At 68.9% G+C, this 17421-nt stretch carries 13 protein-coding genes and 2 pseudogenes; 9 read left to right on the top strand and 6 right to left on the bottom strand.

The window, feature by feature from the left end; translation table 11 throughout:
* Positions 1 to 46: 46 nt before the first annotated feature.
* Entirely contained in the window at positions 47 to 1582 is a 1536-nt protein-coding gene (locus tag AC37TH_RS12370) for a hypothetical protein (RefSeq protein ID WP_490764647.1), read from the bottom strand.
* Positions 1583 to 1882: 300 nt separating this feature from the next.
* On the opposite strand from AC37TH_RS12370, the gene lipB reads away from it, so the two are divergent.
* From lipB to AC37TH_RS12355, 3 genes and pseudogenes are all read left to right on the top strand, one after another.
* Positions 1883 to 2533 (top strand): lipoyl(octanoyl) transferase LipB, encoded by a 651-nt coding sequence (gene lipB, locus AC37TH_RS12365; RefSeq protein ID WP_490764646.1) that lies wholly within the window; start codon positions 1883 to 1885, stop codon positions 2531 to 2533.
* A pseudogene (gene lipA / locus AC37TH_RS12360) lies at positions 2530 to 3520 on the top strand (lipoyl synthase). Before lipB ends, lipA begins: the two are co-directional and overlap by 4 nt.
* A gap of 49 nt (positions 3521 to 3569) precedes the next feature.
* Entirely contained in the window at positions 3570 to 4268 is a 699-nt protein-coding gene (locus AC37TH_RS12355; protein WP_490764645.1) for a DUF4191 domain-containing protein, read from the top strand.
* Between the two features lie 193 nt (positions 4269 to 4461).
* On the opposite strand, the gene AC37TH_RS12350 is transcribed toward AC37TH_RS12355, so the two are convergent.
* Positions 4462 to 4899, bottom strand: a complete 438-nt coding sequence (locus AC37TH_RS12350; RefSeq protein ID WP_490764644.1) for an RDD family protein — start codon at positions 4897 to 4899, stop codon at positions 4462 to 4464.
* 139 nt (positions 4900 to 5038) lie between these two features.
* On the opposite strand from AC37TH_RS12350, the gene glnA (AC37TH_RS12345) reads away from it, so the two are divergent.
* On the top strand, positions 5039 to 6463 hold the full coding sequence (gene glnA / locus AC37TH_RS12345; RefSeq protein ID WP_490764643.1) for a type I glutamate--ammonia ligase: 1425 nt from the start codon (positions 5039 to 5041) through the stop codon (positions 6461 to 6463).
* Positions 6464 to 6527: 64 nt separating this feature from the next.
* Here the strand turns inward: glnA (AC37TH_RS12345) and AC37TH_RS12340 are convergent, their stop codons facing one another.
* Positions 6528 to 9551 (bottom strand): bifunctional [glutamine synthetase] adenylyltransferase/[glutamine synthetase]-adenylyl-L-tyrosine phosphorylase, encoded by a 3024-nt coding sequence (locus tag AC37TH_RS12340; protein WP_490764642.1) that lies wholly within the window; start codon positions 9549 to 9551, stop codon positions 6528 to 6530.
* A gap of 5 nt (positions 9552 to 9556) precedes the next feature.
* Positions 9557 to 10894: a type I glutamate--ammonia ligase gene (gene glnA / locus AC37TH_RS12335; RefSeq protein WP_490764641.1), complete on the bottom strand. Its 1338-nt coding sequence runs from the start codon at positions 10892 to 10894 to the stop codon at positions 9557 to 9559.
* Between the two features lie 104 nt (positions 10895 to 10998).
* Between glnA (AC37TH_RS12335) and panB the strand changes: the two genes are divergently transcribed.
* Positions 10999 to 11850: a 3-methyl-2-oxobutanoate hydroxymethyltransferase gene (gene panB / locus AC37TH_RS12330; RefSeq protein ID WP_490764640.1), complete on the top strand. Its 852-nt coding sequence runs from the start codon at positions 10999 to 11001 to the stop codon at positions 11848 to 11850.
* Between the two features lie 93 nt (positions 11851 to 11943).
* On the opposite strand, the gene AC37TH_RS12325 is transcribed toward panB, so the two are convergent.
* Positions 11944 to 12153 (bottom strand): SPOR domain-containing protein, encoded by a 210-nt coding sequence (locus AC37TH_RS12325; RefSeq protein ID WP_490764639.1) that lies wholly within the window; start codon positions 12151 to 12153, stop codon positions 11944 to 11946.
* A gap of 12 nt (positions 12154 to 12165) precedes the next feature.
* Here AC37TH_RS12325 and map point away from each other — a divergent pair, with 12 nt between their 5' ends.
* From map to AC37TH_RS12305, 4 genes and pseudogenes are all read left to right on the top strand, one after another.
* Complete coding sequence (gene map / locus AC37TH_RS12320) at positions 12166 to 13032, top strand: type I methionyl aminopeptidase (RefSeq protein ID WP_490764638.1); 867 nt, start codon at positions 12166 to 12168, stop codon at positions 13030 to 13032.
* A 36-nt stretch (positions 13033 to 13068) separates the two neighbouring features.
* Positions 13069 to 13825 (top strand): annotated as a pseudogene (ppgK, locus tag AC37TH_RS12315) (polyphosphate--glucose phosphotransferase).
* Between the two features lie 14 nt (positions 13826 to 13839).
* Positions 13840 to 16338 carry a DUF4118 domain-containing protein gene (locus AC37TH_RS12310; RefSeq protein ID WP_490764637.1) on the top strand — a complete coding sequence of 833 codons (2499 nt, stop codon included), beginning with the start codon at positions 13840 to 13842 and terminating at the stop codon, positions 16336 to 16338.
* Positions 16335 to 17027 carry a response regulator gene (locus tag AC37TH_RS12305; protein WP_490764636.1) on the top strand — a complete coding sequence of 231 codons (693 nt, stop codon included), beginning with the start codon at positions 16335 to 16337 and terminating at the stop codon, positions 17025 to 17027. Before AC37TH_RS12310 ends, AC37TH_RS12305 begins: the two co-directional genes overlap by 4 nt.
* Here AC37TH_RS12305 and AC37TH_RS12300 read toward each other — a convergent pair.
* On the bottom strand, positions 17000 to 17419 hold the full coding sequence (locus tag AC37TH_RS12300) for a hypothetical protein (RefSeq protein WP_490764635.1): 420 nt from the start codon (positions 17417 to 17419) through the stop codon (positions 17000 to 17002). The genes AC37TH_RS12305 and AC37TH_RS12300 overlap by 28 nt on opposite strands.
* Between the last annotated feature and the right edge of the window lie 2 nt (positions 17420 to 17421).

Below are 17421 nucleotides of genomic sequence, written 5' to 3'. Positions count from 1 at the left end.
CACGGGAACACCTCCCGCAGACGCCACCCGGCCTCGCTCCTGACCATCAGGAGCGAGGCCGGTCGCTTTTCCGGGTGCGCGCACGGTCGGGAGCCACCGACACGAGCGCCGCCTCGCCCCAGCGCTGCACGAGCTCGACAGCGGCTCCGGCAAAGTCGTACTCATCGGCGGACGCGTCGCCGCCGACCGCGGCCCGATCGGAGTCCGCGAGCGGCGAACCCTCCTGCACGATGTCGTCCAGGCACGACGCCTCCCGTACTCGCGCGGCGAAGCACGCGTGCCGCGCCAGCAGCAGCGCCGTCGCGGCGGCCACCGGCTCTTCGGGCACAGCGGAAGCGGGTCGCTGGCCGAGACCTGCGGACGGGGATGCGGACGCGGGAGGCGGGGACGACGAGGTGGCCGGACCGCCGGACGCCGCGCTGCCGTTGCCGCCTTTCGCGCTACTGGCGCTTGCGCTGTCGGCTCCCCCGCCACCGGCTCCCACGCCACCAGTTCCCGCGCCGCCGATTCCCCCGGCGTCGGCAGCCCCCGGAATCAGCAGCAGCGACGCGCCGACAGCCACGACGGGCGCGACCGCGATCACCACGAGTTTCTTCCGCACGGCGAGCCAGGCGCGGGCACGTCCGGCGATGTGGGCGACCGGGTTGCCGTCGAGCAGAACGTTCGCGATCGCCGCAGGCGATGAGACCGCAGCGCCCGGTGAGCGAGCGAGCACCTCGGCAGGCCGGGATGATGAAGCAGCGGCGGCTCGCGGCGCGAAGTCTCCGCGCGCGCCTTCGCCACCCGCGCGCCGAGCGGCACCCAGCAACCCCACGGCGAGCAACTCCGCCTGGGTTCGGCGGGAGGTCGCGCGAGCGCCCGATTCGCCAGCGTGGCCCTGCTGCGCCTCGATCGGAGTCACACCGATTCGCAGACCGTCCGCACCCGCACCTTCCGGAACAGCACGAAGCTCGAGCGACTCGTCCGCCAACCGGATCATCCCCGGCTCGACCACCGCGAGAACTCGCTCGATCACCCGCTCCCACACTCCGATCCCCGCGCCCAGTGCTGTCGCACCTGATCCGAGCACCGCCTCCACCGCATTAACCAGCCGCCAACCGCCTGGCGCGGGGACGACAGCGCAGAGCTGAGCCGCGACAGCAATAAACGCCCGAGAATCGGCATCACCCGCTCTGCCACCAGCACCGCCACCCGCACCCGCGGCGACGTCGTCTCCGATCGCCGTCGCACCGTGTAGCCCGTCGATGGCCGGGCACCCGTCCCTCCGGAACGCGACCCCGCCTGCCGTGAGCCCGCCCGTGGCCCACCCGGCCTCGTGGAGCGCTCCGAGGCCGGAGGCGACGCCGACCAGGATCGTGGCGGCTTCGTCGGTTCTGACCAGGCGCCGCCGCGCGAGCAGGTCTGCCAGCGTGCCACCGGTGGCATGCTCCAGGAGCAGGAACTCGGCGTGGCCGCCTCGTAAACCGGCGCCGAGTCCCTCTCCGACACCACTCACCACTCCGACCACGTGCTCGGATCGCGCCGTTCGACGCGCCGACTCCTCCCGCGCCGTCGCGGCCGCCGAGTCCACGCCTGTACGCACACACACGACCACAGGACGGGCACTCCGGCACCAGGACCAATTGCCGCAGCTCCCCCGCATCCATCGACAGCGTCTCGATCACCCGCCAGCCGCGTTCCCGCGCCCGGCTCGCGACAAGACGCTCCAGGTCCGGTGGTCGGCTGAGCAGAGAAGCGTGGGGCGGGTGCGCGGAGATCTGTCTGTGCGGCATGCGTCCAGTCCAGTGCACCCGTCGCGCACACGGGGTGAACATCCGGAATCGGTGGACAACGCGCCAACGCCGCGAGTTGTGCAGGGGCGCGGTCCACGTAGACTGTCTGCGTGGTCGACTACGTCGTCACGGGGCTAAGCGCCAACTCCGTGCCGTATATCGAGGCCCTTCAACACCAGCGTGCCATGCACGCCGATGTCGTCGCAGGCCGGGCGCCCGATACCGTCATTCTCCTCGAGCATCCCTCGGTGTACACCGCAGGGAAACGCACAGAGCCCGACGAAAGGCCGACAGACGGAACCCCCGTCATCGACGTCGACCGCGGCGGGAAGATCACCTGGCACGGGCCGGGGCAGCTCGTGGGATACCCGATCCTCCACCTTCCGGAACCCATCGACGTCGTCGGCTATGTGCGGAGACTCGAGAGCATCCTGATCGACGTGCTCGCCGAGCTCGGCGTGACAGGCGAGCGGGTCGACGGCCGCTCCGGCGTCTGGATCCGCGGGGTCCAGCCCGACGGAACGCCACGCGACGAGAAGATCGCCGCCATCGGCATCCGCGTCGCCGAGGGCGTGACCATGCACGGGTTCGCGCTCAACTGCTCCAATGGCTTCGAGGCGTACGACGCCATCGTGGCCTGCGGCATCCGGGATGCGGGGATCACCTCGATCAGCCGCGTCCTCGGCCGCACCGTCACCCCGGAGGACGTCGTCCCCCTCATCCGCGCCCGCTTCGAGAAAGAACTGGAGTCCGTCGCGTGAGCGCAGCACCAGAGGGGCGCAAAATGCTGCGCCTGGAGATCCGCAACGCCGAGACCCCCATCGAGCGCAAGCCGGAGTGGATCAAGACCAAGGCGAAGATGGGGCCTGAATTCCGTCAGCTGCAGAGCCTCGTCAAGAGCGAGGACCTGCACACGGTGTGCCAGGAGGCCGGCTGCCCCAACATCTACGAGTGCTGGGAGGACAGGGAGGCGACGTTCCTCATCGGCGGCGCCCAGTGCACCCGCCGCTGCGACTTCTGCCAGATCGACACCGGCAAGCCCGCCGACTACGACACCGACGAGCCGCGTCGCGTCGCCGAGTCGGTGTCCAGGATGGACCTGCGGTACGCGACGGTGACGGGGGTCGCCCGCGACGACCTCGCCGATGAGGGCTCCTGGCTGTACGCGGAGACGATCCGCGAGATCCACCGGCAGAGCCCTGGCACCGGGGTCGAGATCCTGGTCCCCGATTTCTCCGGAAACCCCGAGTATCTCGGCGAGGTGTTCTCCGCGCGCCCGGAGGTGTTCGCACACAACGTCGAGACGGTGCCGCGCATCTTCAAGCGCATCCGCCCAGCGTTCCGCTACGAGCGCTCATTGGATGTGATCACGCAGGGCCGCGATGCTGGTCTCATCACCAAGTCCAACCTCATCCTGGGGATGGGCGAGGAACGCGCAGAGGTCAGCCAGGCCCTGCAGGACCTGCACGACGCGGGGACGGACATCATCACGATCACCCAGTACCTGCGGCCGAGCCCCCCGGCATCTGCCGGTCGCCCGGTGGGTGCATCCGGACGAGTTCGTGGAGCTGAAAGAGGAGGCGGAAGCCATCGGCTTCCTCGGCGTGCTCGCCGGACCGCTGGTTCGTTCGTCGTATCGAGCCGGCCGGTTGTGGGCGCAGTCGATGCAGGCGAAGGGCCGCGATGTGCCCGCCGAACTGCGTCACCTGGCGGACGCATCGCTCGGCTTCGCCCAGGCCGTCTCCTGACCGCGAACAACGTCGCTGCACAGGCGTTCGAGCCGGTATCCTTGTGACTATGGCACGCAAGGACAAGTCCACCAAGGAGCCCGGTCGGCTCAAGCAGATGTGGCAGGTCTTCCAGATGACCCGCCGCTACGACAAGCGGGCGGTGTTGTACATCGTGGGCGGCATCGTGGCGCCGATCATCGTCGGTGTGCTGCTCGCGATCTTCCTGTCGGACGGCAACGGCTTCACGATGGGCATGTGGATCCTGGCCGGCGTGCTCGCCGGTGTGCTGATCGGCCTGATCATCCTCGGTCGTCGCGCGGAGCGTGCCGCGTACTCGCAGATCGAGGGCCAGCCCGGCGCGGTCGGCGCTGTGCTGCGCAGCTCGCTGAAGCGCAGCTGGCGCGGCTCGGAGATGCCGGTCGCCGTCAACGGCAAGACCCAGGATGCGATCTACCGCGCCACCGGTCGCGGCGGCGTCGTCCTCATCAGCGAGGGTCCGAAGACCCGCACCCAGCGGATGATCGACGAGGAACGCCGCAAGGTCACCCGCGTGCTGCCGAACGTCCCCGTGACCACGATCAGCGTCGGACCGGACAGCGACTCCATCCCGCTGCACAAGATCCCGCGCGTGCTCGCCAAGATCAAGCCGACGCTCACCAAGGCCGAGGTCATGGCGATCAGCAACCGTCTGCAGTCGCTGGAGAGCGCCATGCCGATCCCGAAGGGCATCGACCCGATGAAGGCGCGCGCGCAGCGCGCACGCTAGAACGTGCAGCCCGCCTCGCGGGCAATGTCAGTGCGGTCCCGCTTCGACGGGGCCGCACTTTCGTTTCTGCGACTGGGCTAGATGAGAGTGCGCCCGATCGAGTGGTCCCGAATTGCCGTGGGCGCAGGTGTGCGCACGGCAATTCGGGACCACTCGATTCCGGAGGGACGCCGACGGCAACGGCGGCGGCCCGTCAGGCGCGGATGAGGACGGTGCCGGCGATCTTGTCGTGGAAGCCGCGCTGGTCCGAGTCCCAGACGAGCGCCGGGATGACGATGGCGAGCAGCAGCGAGCGCACAATCGGGCGCCACAGGCCGACCCAGCCTCCGCGGATCGCAACGACGCGCATCCCGAACACGCGGTGGCCGATGCCGCCGCCGATGGTCGGGATGAAGACAATCTGCATGAGCACGAAGATGCCAGTGGTGGCCCAGCCGTTCGCGATGCTGTCGACGCGGAAGAACGCGAACGAGATCAGGTAGGCGATTCCCCAGTCGACCACGATCGCCCCGATTCGCCGCCCTGCGCGACCGACTGAGCCGCGGCCGGTCTCCGGAAGTCCCAGTCGTTCACCGGGATAACGGCTCGGTGCGATGTTGCCGGAGCTGGGCGTTGGCGGGTTCTGTGGCACCAGACGAGTTTACCGGCCACGGGTATGCGTAACACGCCGGAAACATTTGCGTCACCCCGGGGAAACTCCTTCCCCGTACGTTGGGTCTTGGGCTGCAGGTGCAGTCCACCACCTCAATCCATTTTTGGGAGTCCTCCGCATGTTCCGTGATTCTTCCGAGGTGCTCAAGTTCATCAAGGACACCGACGTCAAGTTCCTTGATATCCGCTTCACCGATCTGCCCGGTGTGCAGCAGCACTTCAACATTCCCGCATCGACCGTCGACGAGGAGTTCTTCTCCGTCGGCCAGCTCTTCGACGGCTCGTCCATCCGCGGCTTCGCGTCCATCCACGAATCGGACATGCAGCTCATCCCCGACGTCGCAACGGCGTACGTCGACCCGTTCCGTGCCGAGCGGACGCTCATCATGGTCTTCGACATCTACAACCCGCGCAACGGCGAGATCTACTCGAAGGACCCGCGTCAGGTCGCTAAGAAGGCCGAGAAGTACCTCGCCTCCACCGGCATCGCCGACACCGCGTTCTTCGCGCCGGAGGCCGAGTTCTACATCTTCGACGACGTCCGCTACGAGGTGAACCAGCACTCCAGCTTCTACTCGGTGGACTCCGAGGAGGGCGCCTGGAACTCCGGCCGTGTCGAGGAGGGCGGAAACCTCGCCAACAAGACGCCGTACAAGGGCGGATACTTCCCGGTCAGCCCGGTCGACAAGCAGGCCGACCTGCGCGACGACATCTCGCTGAAGCTGATCGACGCAGGCCTCATCCTGGAGCGCGCGCACCACGAGGTGGGCACCGGCGGCCAGGCCGAGATCAACTACCGCTTCGACACGATGGTCCACGCGGCGGACGACATCCTCAAGTTCAAGTACATCGTGAAGAACACGGCCGAGCTCTGGGGCAAGGTCGCGACCTTCATGCCGAAGCCGCTGTTCGGCGACAACGGCTCCGGGATGCACACCCACCAGTCGCTGTGGAACGACGGCAAGCCGCTGTTCTACGACGAGGCGGGCTACGGCGGCCTCTCCGACCTCGCCCGCTGGTACATCGGCGGCCTGCTCAAGCACGCCCCCGCCGTCCTGGCGTTCACGAACCCGACGGTGAACTCGTTCCACCGCCTGGTCCCCGGCTTCGAGGCCCCGGTCAACCTGGTCTACTCGGCCGGAAACCGCTCGGCATCCATCCGCATCCCGATCACGGGCACGAACCCGAAGGCGAAGCGCATCGAGTTCCGCGCGCCGGATGCGTCCGGTAACCCGTACCTCGCGTTCGCGGCTCAGCTGATGGCCGGCCTCGACGGCATCAAGAACCGCATCGAGCCGCACGAGCCGGTCGACAAGGACCTCTACGAGCTCCCGCCGGAGGAGGCCAAGAACATCCCCCAGGTTCCCGGCACCCTCGCCGAGGTCCTGGATGCGCTCGAGGCCGACCACGAGTTCCTGCTCGCAGGCGGCGTGTTCACCCCGGAGCTCATCGAGACCTGGATCGACTACAAGCGCGAGAAGGAGATCAAGCCCCTCGCGCAGCGTCCGCACCCGTTCGAGTACGAGCTGTACTTCGGCGTCTGACGCTCTGACGTTGCGGGAGGCCGCATCCCTTCGGGGGTGCGGCCTTCCGGCGTTTCGGCGGGACTCACGCCGACGGCGCCGGCCGCTCCTGCACGCCGTAGAAGCTGCGCTCGAAGACTGCGCGGGCGCGGCGCGTGACGGCCAGGTAGTCCTCTTCGAGGCGGCTGGCGGAGCCGGGCGGGTATTCCATCAGGCGGGCGACGCCGTCGAGGGCGCCGCGGTCGGACGGGAGGACGTCGGCCGTCTTGTTGGTCCAGAGGGTCATCGCCGAGCGGGCACGGGAGGCGAACACCCAGGCGTCCCGGAGCTTGGCGGCGTCTTCGGCCGTGACGTAGCCCGTCTCCGCGGCGACGCGGAGCGCATCCAGGGTGGACGTGGTCTGCAGGTCGGGGATCTCCGCAGCGTGCTGCAACTGGATGAGCTGAACGAACCATTCCACGTCGCTCAGCGAGCCGCGGCCGAGCTTCAGATGGCGGGCGGGGTCCGCCCCCTGCGGGAGACGTTCGCCCTCGACCCGGGCCTTGATGCGCTTCACCTCGCGCACCGCCTGCTCGGCGATCGCGGACGGGTAGCGCACCTCGTCGGCGACGCGTTCGAAATCGTCGAGGAGGGCTGCGTCTCCCGCGACACCGCGCGCGCGCAGCAGCGCCTGCGCCTCCCAGGTGAGCGACCAGCGCTGATAGTAGGCGCGGTAGGAGTCGAGCGAACGGACCGGGGTGCCGTTCTTGCCTTCCGGCCGCAGGCCGATGTCCAGGTCGAGCGGAAGGACGTTGTCCTCGGTGAGCCTGCCGAGCTCGGAGACCACCTGGAGGGCGGCGCGGTGGGCGGACTCCTGGTCGTCGCCGAGCGGGCGGAACACGTACATCACGTCGGCGTCGGAGCCGAAACCGAGCTCGCGGCCGCCGAAGCGGCCCATCCCGATCACCGCGAACTCGAACAGGTCCCTGTCGGCCCTGCTCTCCCTGATCGCCTCCAGCACACCCGCGATCACATTCTCGGTGACGTCGGTGAGACCCTGCGCCAGCTCCTCGATCGAGCTGAATCCGAGGATGCCCGAGAACGCGAGCCGCAGCACCTCACGGCGGCGGGCAGCTCGCAACGCCGACGCAGCGGACTCCGCGGACGAGTGCCTGCCGAGGATCGCCCTGGTCTCCTCGCGCAGCAGCGCGGCCGACCGGGGACGCAGGTCGTCCTCCGATTCCAGCCAGGCGACCGACTCCGGGATGCGCCCGAGCAGTTCCCCGGCGAAGCGCGAGCCGGACAGCACCCGCGTCAGACGCTCGGCGGCGCCGCTGGAGTCGCGGAGCATCCGCAGGTACCAGTGCGTGGAGCCGAGGTCTTCGCTGAGGCGGCGGAAGGTGAGGAGGCCGTAGTCGGGGTCTGCGCCGTCGGCGAACCACTGCAGCATGACCGGCAGCAGATGGCGCTGGATGGTCGCCCGCCTGGACACGCCGCCGGTGAGCGCCGCGATATGCGCAAGGGCTCCGCGCGGGTCGCGGAAGCCGATTGCGGCGAGGCGGGCCTCCGCCTGCTCGCTGGTGAGGCCGGCCTGCCCGGTGAGCTTGGTGTCCTCGCTCGGCGCCGAGGCGACGGCGCTGAGCAGCGGCCGGTAGAACAGGCGCTCGTGCAGCCCGCGCACCCGGTGTTTGATCGCGTTCCAGCGTTCGAAGAGCTGTTCGGCGCCGGTGGCGAGCCCAGTGGCCCTGGCGAGCACGCGCTGGTCGCCCTCGTCGCGCGGCATCAGGTGCGTGCGCGACAGGTGCCGCAGCTGCAGCCGGTGCTCCATCAGGCGCAGTGTGCGGTAGTCGCGGGAGAAGTCGGCGGACTCCTCGCGGCCGATGTAGCCCTGCTCGGCGAGGGCGGCGAGGGCGGAGAGCGTGTCGCGCTGGCGCACCCGGTCGTCGGTCTGGCCGTGGACGAGCTGCAGCAACTGAACGGTGAACTCGACGTCGCGCAGGCCTCCTGGGCCGAGCTTCAGCTGGTAGTGCACCTCGTCGTCCGGGATGTGGTCGGTGACGCGTTCGCGCATCCGCTGCACAGACTCGACGAAGTTCTCGCGGGAGGCGCTGCTCCACACCTTCGGCGAGATGGCGGCGACGTACCGCTCCCCCAGGTCGAGGTCGCCGGCGAGCGGTCGTGCCTTCAGCAGCGCCTGGAACTCCCAGCCCTTCGCCCAGCGGTCGTAGTACGCGATGTGCGATTCGAGGGTGCGCACGAGCGCGCCGTCCTTGCCCTCGGGTCGCAGGTTCGGGTCGACCTCCCACAGTCCCGGTTCGATGGCGGGATCGTGGATGCCGCGCATCGTCAGCATCGCCAGCCGGGTCGCGATGTCGACAGCACGTCCGGAGCTGACGCCCGCCTCCTCGTCGCCCTCTGCCACGAAGATCACGTCGACGTCGCTGACATAGTTGAGCTCACGCGCGCCCGCCTTGCCCATGCCGATGACCGCGAGCCTGGTCGCCCGCACCTCGTCCTCGGGGAACCGGCCCGGGCCCGTCCCGCTGGCCTGCCTGCGCGCGATGGCGAGCGATGCCTCCAACGCGGCGGCGGCCAGATCGGAGATCGCGGCAGCGATGGCGTCGAACCCGTCGACAGGATCGGCCTGCTCCAGATCGAAGCTCGCCAGCTGCACCAGCCGCCTGCGATACCGAATGCGCAGCGCGGTCCACGCCTCCTCCTCGGTGACAGAGGCGAAGCCGTCCACCGCGCCGACCGACGCCAGCAGGTCGTCACGCAGCTCGGCCGCGGACGGGAGGCTCCAGACGGGCGCATCCAGAGCATCCAGCTGGTCGGGTTGGCGGAGGAAGAACTCGCCGATGCCCTGCGACGCCCCGATCACCCGCAGGATGCGCGTGGCCGCGTCCTGCCTGCGCAGATACGGCGCGACGCCCTCCGGCGCTCGGCGCACGAGCGCGAGCGTGCAGCCCAGAGCGCTGTCGGGGTCGGCGGCGACCGCGAAGGCCGGAAGCGCCTCCTCGACCGTGATGCCGGCGAGCTCAGCCAGCTCGTGGAGCTGAGCCCGGACCGAGCTCAGGCCGACGAAGCCCGACCGCGCGAGTGTGGTCAGTGAGAGCTGGTCGCGCGGCACGGCGCCTAGAGGATCTCGAGGTTGGTGCGCAGCTCGTACGGCGTGACCTGCGCGCGATACGCCGACCACTCCTGCCGCTTGTTCAGCAGCACGTAGTTGAACACCTGCTCGCCCAGCGTCTCGGCCACCAACTCCGAGTCCTCCATCAGCGAGATGGCGTGGTCGAGGCTCGCGGGGAGCTGGTTGTACCCGAGGGCGCGGCGTTCGGCGTCGCTGAGCGCCCACACGTTGTTCTCGGCCTCCGGCGGCAGCTCGTATTGCTCCTCGATGCCCTTGAGACCGGCCGCCAGCATGAGCGAGAACGCGAGGTACGGGTTGGCGGCGGAGTCGATGGCGCGGTACTCGACCCGCGAACTCTGGCCCTTGTTGGGCTTGTAGAGCGGGACGCGGACGAGAGCCGACCGGTTGTTGTGACCCCAGCAGACGAAGCTCGGGGCTTCGTCGCCGCCCCAGAGGCGCTTGTAGGAGTTGACGAACTGGTTGGTCACGGCCGTGATCTCCGGCGCGTGGCGTAGCAGACCGGCGATGAAGTGACGGCCGACCTTGGAGAGCTGGTATTCGGCTCCCGCTTCGTAGAACGCGTTGGTGTCTCCCTCGAAGAGCGACATGTGGGTGTGCATCCCGGAGCCGGGGTGGCCGGAGAGCGGCTTCGGCATGAACGTGGCGTAGACGCCCTGCTCGATGGCGACCTCTTTGACGACCGTGCGGAACGTCATGATGTTGTCGGCCGTGGTGAGGGCGTCCGCGTAGCGCAGGTCGATCTCGTTCTGGCCGGGGCCAGCCTCGTGGTGGCTGAACTCGACGGAGATGCCGAGGTCTTCGAGCATCCTGACCGAACGGCGGCGGAAGTCGTGGGCGGTGCCGCCGGGGACGTTGTCGAAGTATCCCGCGGAGTCGACCGGCTCCGGGCCGTTCTCGTCGAACGCCGACGACTTCAGCAGGTAGAACTCGATCTCGGGATGCGTGTAGAACGTGAACCCGCGGTCGGCCGCCTTCTCGAGCGTGCGCTTGAGGACGTTGCGCGGGTCGGACACCGACGGCTGGCCGTCCGGCGTCGTGATGTCGCAGAACATCCGGGCGGTCGGGTCGATCTCGCCACGCCACGGAAGGATCTGGAACGTGGTGGGGTCTGGCAGCGCGAGCAGATCGGACTCGTAGGCGCGCGTCAGTCCCTCGATCGCCGACCCGTCGAAGCCGAGGCCCTCGGTGAAGGCGCCCTCTACCTCGGCGGGGGCGATGGCGACGGACTTGAGAGTTCCGACGACATCGGTGAACCACAGCCTCACGAACTTGACGCCACGTTCCTCGATCGTGCGAAGAACGAAGTCGCGCTGCTTGTCCATCCTGCCCCTTTCGTCAGCCTTCCCAGACTAGTGGTTCCGATGACCGAATTCAGGCGTCGGACGCACCCCGTTCGGTGGTCTGTCAGCCTCATTAGACTGAGGCCATGTCTGACATGTCCCCCATGCCGTCCACCCACCCGACGACGTCGTCGATGCAGTCCCTGAAGCGGGTGCGGACGCGACATTTCCAGATCGCGAAGGAGGAAGGGGCCAAGTTCACCGGCCTCACCAGCTACGACCAGCTGACCGCCCAGATCTTCGACGCGGCCGGCATCGACTTCCTCCTGGTCGGCGACTCCGCCGGCAACAACGTGCTCGGTTACGAGACGACGCTGCCCGTAACGGTCGACGAGCTCATCCCGCTGACCCGGGCGGTGGCCGGTGCGGTGAAGCGTGCGTTCGTGGTCGCCGACATGCCGTTCGGCTCATATGAGACGGGTCCGCTGGAGGCGTTGCACACGGCTGTGCGCTTCATGAAGGAGACGGGTGCGCACGCGGTCAAGCTGGAGGGCGGCGTGCGCAGCGCCGAGCAGATCCGCCGCATCGTGGATGCCGGTATCCCCGTCATGGCGCACATCGGCTTCACGCCGCAGAGCGAGCACGGTCTCGGCGGTCACATCATCCAGGGCCGGGGAGAGGGCGCAGAGCAGCTGCTCGCCGACGCTCACGCTGTCGAAGACGCCGGCGCGTTCGCGGTGGTCATGGAGATGGTGCCAGGCGATATCGCAGCGCGGGTCACGGCCGAGCTGCGCATCCCGACCATCGGCGTCGGTGCGGGCCCGGATGTGGACGGGCAGCTCCTCGTCTGGACGGACTGGGCCGGGTTCACCACCGGGCGCATCCCGAGCTTCGTGAAGCAGTACGCCGACCTGCAGGGCATCCTGACGGACGCTGCCACCGCCTACAAGGCCGACGTGCAGTCCGGCACGTTCCCTGCACCCGAGAACACGTTCTGACCTCGCCCTGACCCGGCGCACGACTCGTGCGAAAAGTGCGGTTCAGGCGCGCACGACCGCACCTTTCGCACGAGTCGCGCAGCGCGGCGCGACTCAGCGGTCTTCGGCGTCTTCCTCTGCCCACTTCGCGGAGTTGGCGCGGAGCTTTTCGAGCGCGTGCTCGGCCTCGACATGGGTGTCGAACGGGCCGACACGGTCGGGCGCAGGAGACAGGAAACCCTGCTCGACCTGGCCGGTCTTCATGTTGTACCAGAACTTGTGTTCAGCATCTTGTGCGATGCCGTGATCATTCTCGCCGGTCATAAGCTTGATCCTATGCCCAAGGATTCCGCCGGTCACCTCATTCCGGGCCGCGTCAGCCCCGTCCGTCCCGTGCCGTCGAGCATCGCCAGGCCGGAGTACGTCGGCAAGAAGGCGCCAGCGCCGTTCACCGGCACAGACGTGTACACCCCGGAAGAGGTCGAGCTGATCCGCGAGTCCGGCCGGATCGCCGCGCAGGCCATCGCGCTCGTCGGAGAGAGCGTGCGGCCCGGCGTCACTACGGAGGAACTCGACGTGATCGGGCACGAGTTCCTGATCGCCAACGGCGCGTACCCGTCGACGCTCGGCTACCGCGGCTTCCCGAAATCGATCTGCAGCTCGGTCAACGAGGTGATCTGCCACGGGATCCCGGACGACACCGTGATCGAGGACGGCGACATCGTCAACATCGACATCACCGCATACAAGAACGGCTTCCACGGCGACAGCAACCAGACCTTCATCGCCGGAACCGCCACGGAGGAGGTCGCCTTGCTGGTCGAGCGCACCCGCGAGTCTCTGAACCGCGGCATCAAGGCGGTCGCGCCAGGGCGCCAGGTCAACGTGATCGGCCGTGCCATCGAGTCGTACGCCAAGCGGTTCGGCTACGGCGTGGTGCGCGACTTCACCGGGCACGGCGTCGGCAGCGCGTTCCACACCGGCCTGATCATCCCGCACTACGACTCCGCTCCCCTGCACGACGACGTGATAGAGGTCGGGATGGTCTTCACCATCGAGCCGATGCTCACCCTCGGAACGCACGAGTGGGACATGTGGGAGGACGACTGGACCGTAGTGACCCGCGACAAGCGCGTCTCCGCCCAGTTCGAGCACACGCTGGTGGTCACCGAGCGCGGCGCGGAGATCCTCACGCTTCCCTAACGCGCGCCGCGCATCCCGTACGGGTAGATTCGTGCCATGAGTTCGAAGAACCAGGCAATCGGAATCGACGTCGGAGGAACCGGGATCAAGGGGGGTCTGGTCGACCTCGACACCGGAGAACTCATCAGCGACAGGATCAAGCTGCCCACCCCGGACGGCGGCAAGCCGGACGACATCGTCGAGACGACCAAAGAGATCGTCGAGCGGCTGGCCGCAGAAGACCCGGATGCGCCGGTCGGCGTCTGCTTCCCGGCGATCGTCAGCCACGGGGTCACCCTGTCCGCCGCGAACGTGTCGAAGAAGTGGATCGACCTGCACGCGGAGGACCTGTTCGAAGAAGGCGCTCGGCCGCGACATCCACTTCGTGAACGACGCGGACGCTGCCGGATACGCGGAGACCAGGTTCGGCGCTGCGAAGGACAAGGACGGCCTCGTCATCATGACGACACTCGGCACCGGGATCGGCTCTGCCCTCATCTACGACGGCGTCCTCATCCCGAACGCCGAACTCGGCCACATCGAGGTCGACGGGCACGACGCGGAGTCGAAGGCGGCGTACTCGGCGAAGGAGCGCGAGGACCTCAGCTGGGAGAAGTGGGCGAAGCGTCTGCAGACCTATTACACGACCCTCGAGTTCCTGTTCACGCCCGACTTGTTCATCGTCGGCGGCGGCGTGTCCAAGAACTACAAGGACTTCCTCCCCCTGCTCGACCTCAAGACCGAGATCGTGCCGGCCGTGCACCGCAACAACGCCGGGATCCTCGGCGCGGCGGCACTCGCCGCGCGTCGCTAGCCAGGCCAGCCGGCATGCCACGCGGCCGCTTGCGGGTGATGCTCGGCGCGGCGCCGGGCGTCGGCAAGACGTACGCCATGCTCGAAGAGGGCAAGCGCCTGCAGTCCGTCGGCACCGATGTGGTGGTGGCGGTGGTCGAGACCCACGGCCGCGCCGCGACAGCCGGGATGCTCGACGGGCTGGAGGTCGTGCCCCGCCGGACGGTCGAGCACCGCGGCATCGAGCTGACGGAGCTCGACCTGGACGCCGTCCTCGCCCGCGCACCCCAGCTCGCGCTGGTCGACGAGCTCGCCCACACCAACGCGCCAGGCTCTGAGCACGAGAAGCGCTGGCAGGACGTGGATGCGCTCCTCGATGCAGGCATCGACGTGATGTCGACGGTGAACATCCAGCACATCGAGTCGCTGAACGACGTGGTCGAGCAGATCACCGGCACCCAGCAGCGTGAGACGATCCCGGATGCGGTCCTGCGCCGCGCCGACCAGATCGAGGTCGTCGACCTGGCGCCGCAGGCGCTGCGCGACCGCCTCGCCGACGGCGTCGTGTATCCCGCCGCGCGCATCGACGCCGCGCTCTCCAACTACTTCCGCCTCGGCAACCTCACGGCGCTCCGCGAGCTCGCCCTGCTCTGGCTGGCCGACGAGGTCGACAGTTCACTGCAGCGCTACCGGGCAGAGCACGGCATCGAGGGCACCTGGGAGGCGCGAGAGCGCGTGGTCGTCGCCCTCACCGGAGGGCCGGAGGGCGACACCCTGCTGCGCCGCGGCGCGCGGATCGCCGCGCGGACGGCCGGCGGCGGGCTGCTCGCGGTGCACGTGACAAGCCAAGACGGCCTCCGCGAAGCGAACCCCGGAGCACTGACGGCACAGCGCACCCTGGTGGAGCAGCTCGGCGGAAGCTACCATCAGGTCGTCGGCGACGACATCCCCCGCGCCCTGGTCGAGTTCGCGCGCGGCGAGAACGCGACGCAGCTGGTCATCGGCGTCAGCCGTCGCAGTTGGCTCTCCGCCCTGCTGACCGGTCCCGGCATCGGATCGACCGTCATCAGGGAGTCCGGCGACATCGACGTGCACATCGTGTCGCACGCCAAGGCGGGCGCCCGCTTCTCGCTCCCGCGCATCCGGGGTGGACTCACCGCCAGGCGGCAGCTGTACGGGTTCGCGCTCGCGCTCGTCGGCGGCCCCTTGCTGACCTGGCTGCTGACCAGTGTGCGATCACCGGACTCGATGACGAGCGATGTGCTGGCATACCAGCTGCTCGTGGTGGTGGTGGCGCTGATCGGCGGGATCTGGCCTGCGCTGTTCTCCGCCCTGCTGGCCGGCGTCACTCTGGACTACTTCTTCGTCGCCCCGCTCTACACGATCACGATCAGCGAGCCGTTGCATCTGCTGGCCCTCGTGCTCTTCCTGGTGATCGCAGCCCTGGTGAGCCTGGTGGTCGACCAGGCCGCCCGGCGGAGCAGGGCCGCCACCCGTGCTGCGGCGGAGGCCGAACTGCTGGCGACCGTCGCCGGGGGCGTCATCCGCGGCGAGAACGCACTGCAGGCGCTGGTCACCCGCACCAGGGAGGCATTCTCGCTGACCGGGGTCCGGCTGCTCGACGGAGAGGACGTGGTCTCCAGCGACGGCGAGCCCTCCGACGACGAGCACACCCAGCGCCTCCCGGTCGGCACCCGCGGCACGCTCGAACTCTCCGGCAGGACGCTGGAGGCGGCAGACCGGCGCCTGCTCGCGGCGATCGTCGCCCAGCTCGACGCCGCCCTCGAACACCGCGACCTGGAGGCGACGGCCAGCGAGCTCGGCCCGCTCGCGCAGGCCGACCGGGTGCGCAGCGCCCTCCTCGCCGCGGTCGGCCACGACCTGCGACGCCCGCTCGCTGCGGCCACCGCAGCGGTCACCACCCTCCGGCAGCCGGACATCACGCTCGCTCCCGCCGATAGGGAGGCGCTGCTGGAGACGGCGGAGGACAGCCTCGGCAGCCTCGCCCAGCTCGTCACCAACCTGCTCGACGTGAGCCGGGTGCAAGCCGGTGTGCTCGCCGTCTCCCTCGCGCCGACCGATGTCGACGACATCGTCCCCGCAGCGCTCGACGAACTGGGCGTCGGTCCAGCCGACGTCGACCTCGACCTGCCGGAGCACCTGCCGCCGGTCGCGGCCGACGCGGTGCTGCTGCAGCGGGTGCTCGTCAACCTGCTCGGAAACGCGCTGCGGTTCAGCCCGGCCGGATCGCGCCCGGTGATCGCCGCCAGCGAGTTCGGCGGCTCCGTGCAGGTGCGCGTGATCGACCACGGACCGGGCATCCCCGGCGAGCGCCGCGACGCCGTCTTCGTGCCGTTCCAGCGGCTCGGCGACACGGACAACGACACGGGCATCGGGCTGGGCCTCGCGCTCTCGAAGGGCTTCGTCGAGGGGATGGACGGCACGCTCGAGGCCGAGGACACGCCCGGCGGTGGACTGACGATGGTGGTCGCGTTGTCTGTCGCCGCCGAACACACGGAAGGGAACGCGGAGTGAGGATCCTCATCGCCGACGACGACCAGCAGATCCTGCGGGCCCTGCGCATCCTGCTGACCGCCCGCGGCTACGAGGTCAGCATCGCCAGGAACGGCGCAGAGGCCCTCCGCGAGGCCGTCGAGCACCACCCCGACCTCGTGATGCTCGACCTCGGGATGCCCGAACTGAACGGCATCGAGGTGATCGAGGGGCTGCGCGGCTGGACCTCCGTGCCCATCCTGGTGGTGTCAGGACGGACGGACTCCGCCGACAAAGTGGATGCGCTGGACGCCGGAGCGGACGACTACGTCACCAAGCCGTTCGCCGCCGACGAGCTGCTCGCGCGCATCAGGGCGCTCACCCGGCGCCAGACCCCGTCGGCCGACGAGCCCGTCGTGACGTTCGGCGACATCGCGGTCGACCTGGCGGCGCGTCAGGTGACCAGGCGCACCGCCGACGGCGAGGCGCCGGTGCGGCTCACACCGACCGAGTGGGCGATCCTGGAAGTGCTCGTGCGCAACCCGCGCCGGCTGGTGACCAGGCAGGCGCTGCTCACCGAGGTGTGGGGTCCGCAGTACACGAGCGACACCGGCTACCTGCGCCTCTACCTCGCGCAGCTGCGCAAGAAGCTCGAACCGGAGCCTGCGCATCCGAAGTATCTGCTGACCGAGCCGGGGATGGGCTACCGGTTCTCGCCGGACTCCGCCTGAGCCGAACGGTTCAGCCCCGAACGGTTCAAATCGAGCCTGGCGACAGTGGTCGCCGGGTCGGTGTCGTCCACCCTGTCGACGATCAGCGCATCCGGAGTGCACTGCCAGAGCATCTGCATCGCCCGCACGCCGCACACCGTGATGAGCAGCGCGAGACCGAGCGTGACGGCGAAGGCGGTCACCCAGTAGACGAGGTTGCCGACGGCGCTCTGGTACGTGTCGGCGCGCCTGGCGAATTCGAACGAGTCCACCGGCGGGGTCACGAACCACGGCATCGCGAAGAAGAACCAGACGCAGAACCAGTATCCGATGGCGATGAGCACGATGACGAGCGCCGTCAGGGCGCTCGCGACCTCGGCGATCCGCCTCACGTTCGGCTGCCGCGCCTTCACCC

It is taken from the genome of Leifsonia sp. McL0627 (genome assembly GCF_058244615.1).
This window is presented reverse-complemented; position numbering and strand designations above follow the sequence as displayed.

Excerpts from the sequence above, each read along its gene's own strand:
- AC37TH_RS12355 (WP_490764645.1), top strand. The coding sequence starts at position 3,570 with ATGGCACGCAAGGACAAGTCCACCAAGGAGCCCGGTCGGCTCAAGCAG.
- glnA (WP_490764643.1), top strand. The coding sequence starts at position 5,039 with ATGTTCCGTGATTCTTCCGAGGTGCTCAAGTTCATCAAGGACACCGAC.
- glnA (WP_490764641.1), bottom strand. The coding sequence starts at position 10,894 with ATGGACAAGCAGCGCGACTTCGTTCTTCGCACGATCGAGGAACGTGGC.
- panB (WP_490764640.1), top strand. The coding sequence starts at position 10,999 with ATGTCTGACATGTCCCCCATGCCGTCCACCCACCCGACGACGTCGTCG.
- AC37TH_RS12325 (WP_490764639.1), bottom strand. The coding sequence starts at position 12,153 with ATGACCGGCGAGAATGATCACGGCATCGCACAAGATGCTGAACACAAG.
- map (WP_490764638.1), top strand. The coding sequence starts at position 12,166 with ATGCCCAAGGATTCCGCCGGTCACCTCATTCCGGGCCGCGTCAGCCCC.
- AC37TH_RS12310 (WP_490764637.1), top strand. The coding sequence starts at position 13,840 with ATGCCACGCGGCCGCTTGCGGGTGATGCTCGGCGCGGCGCCGGGCGTC.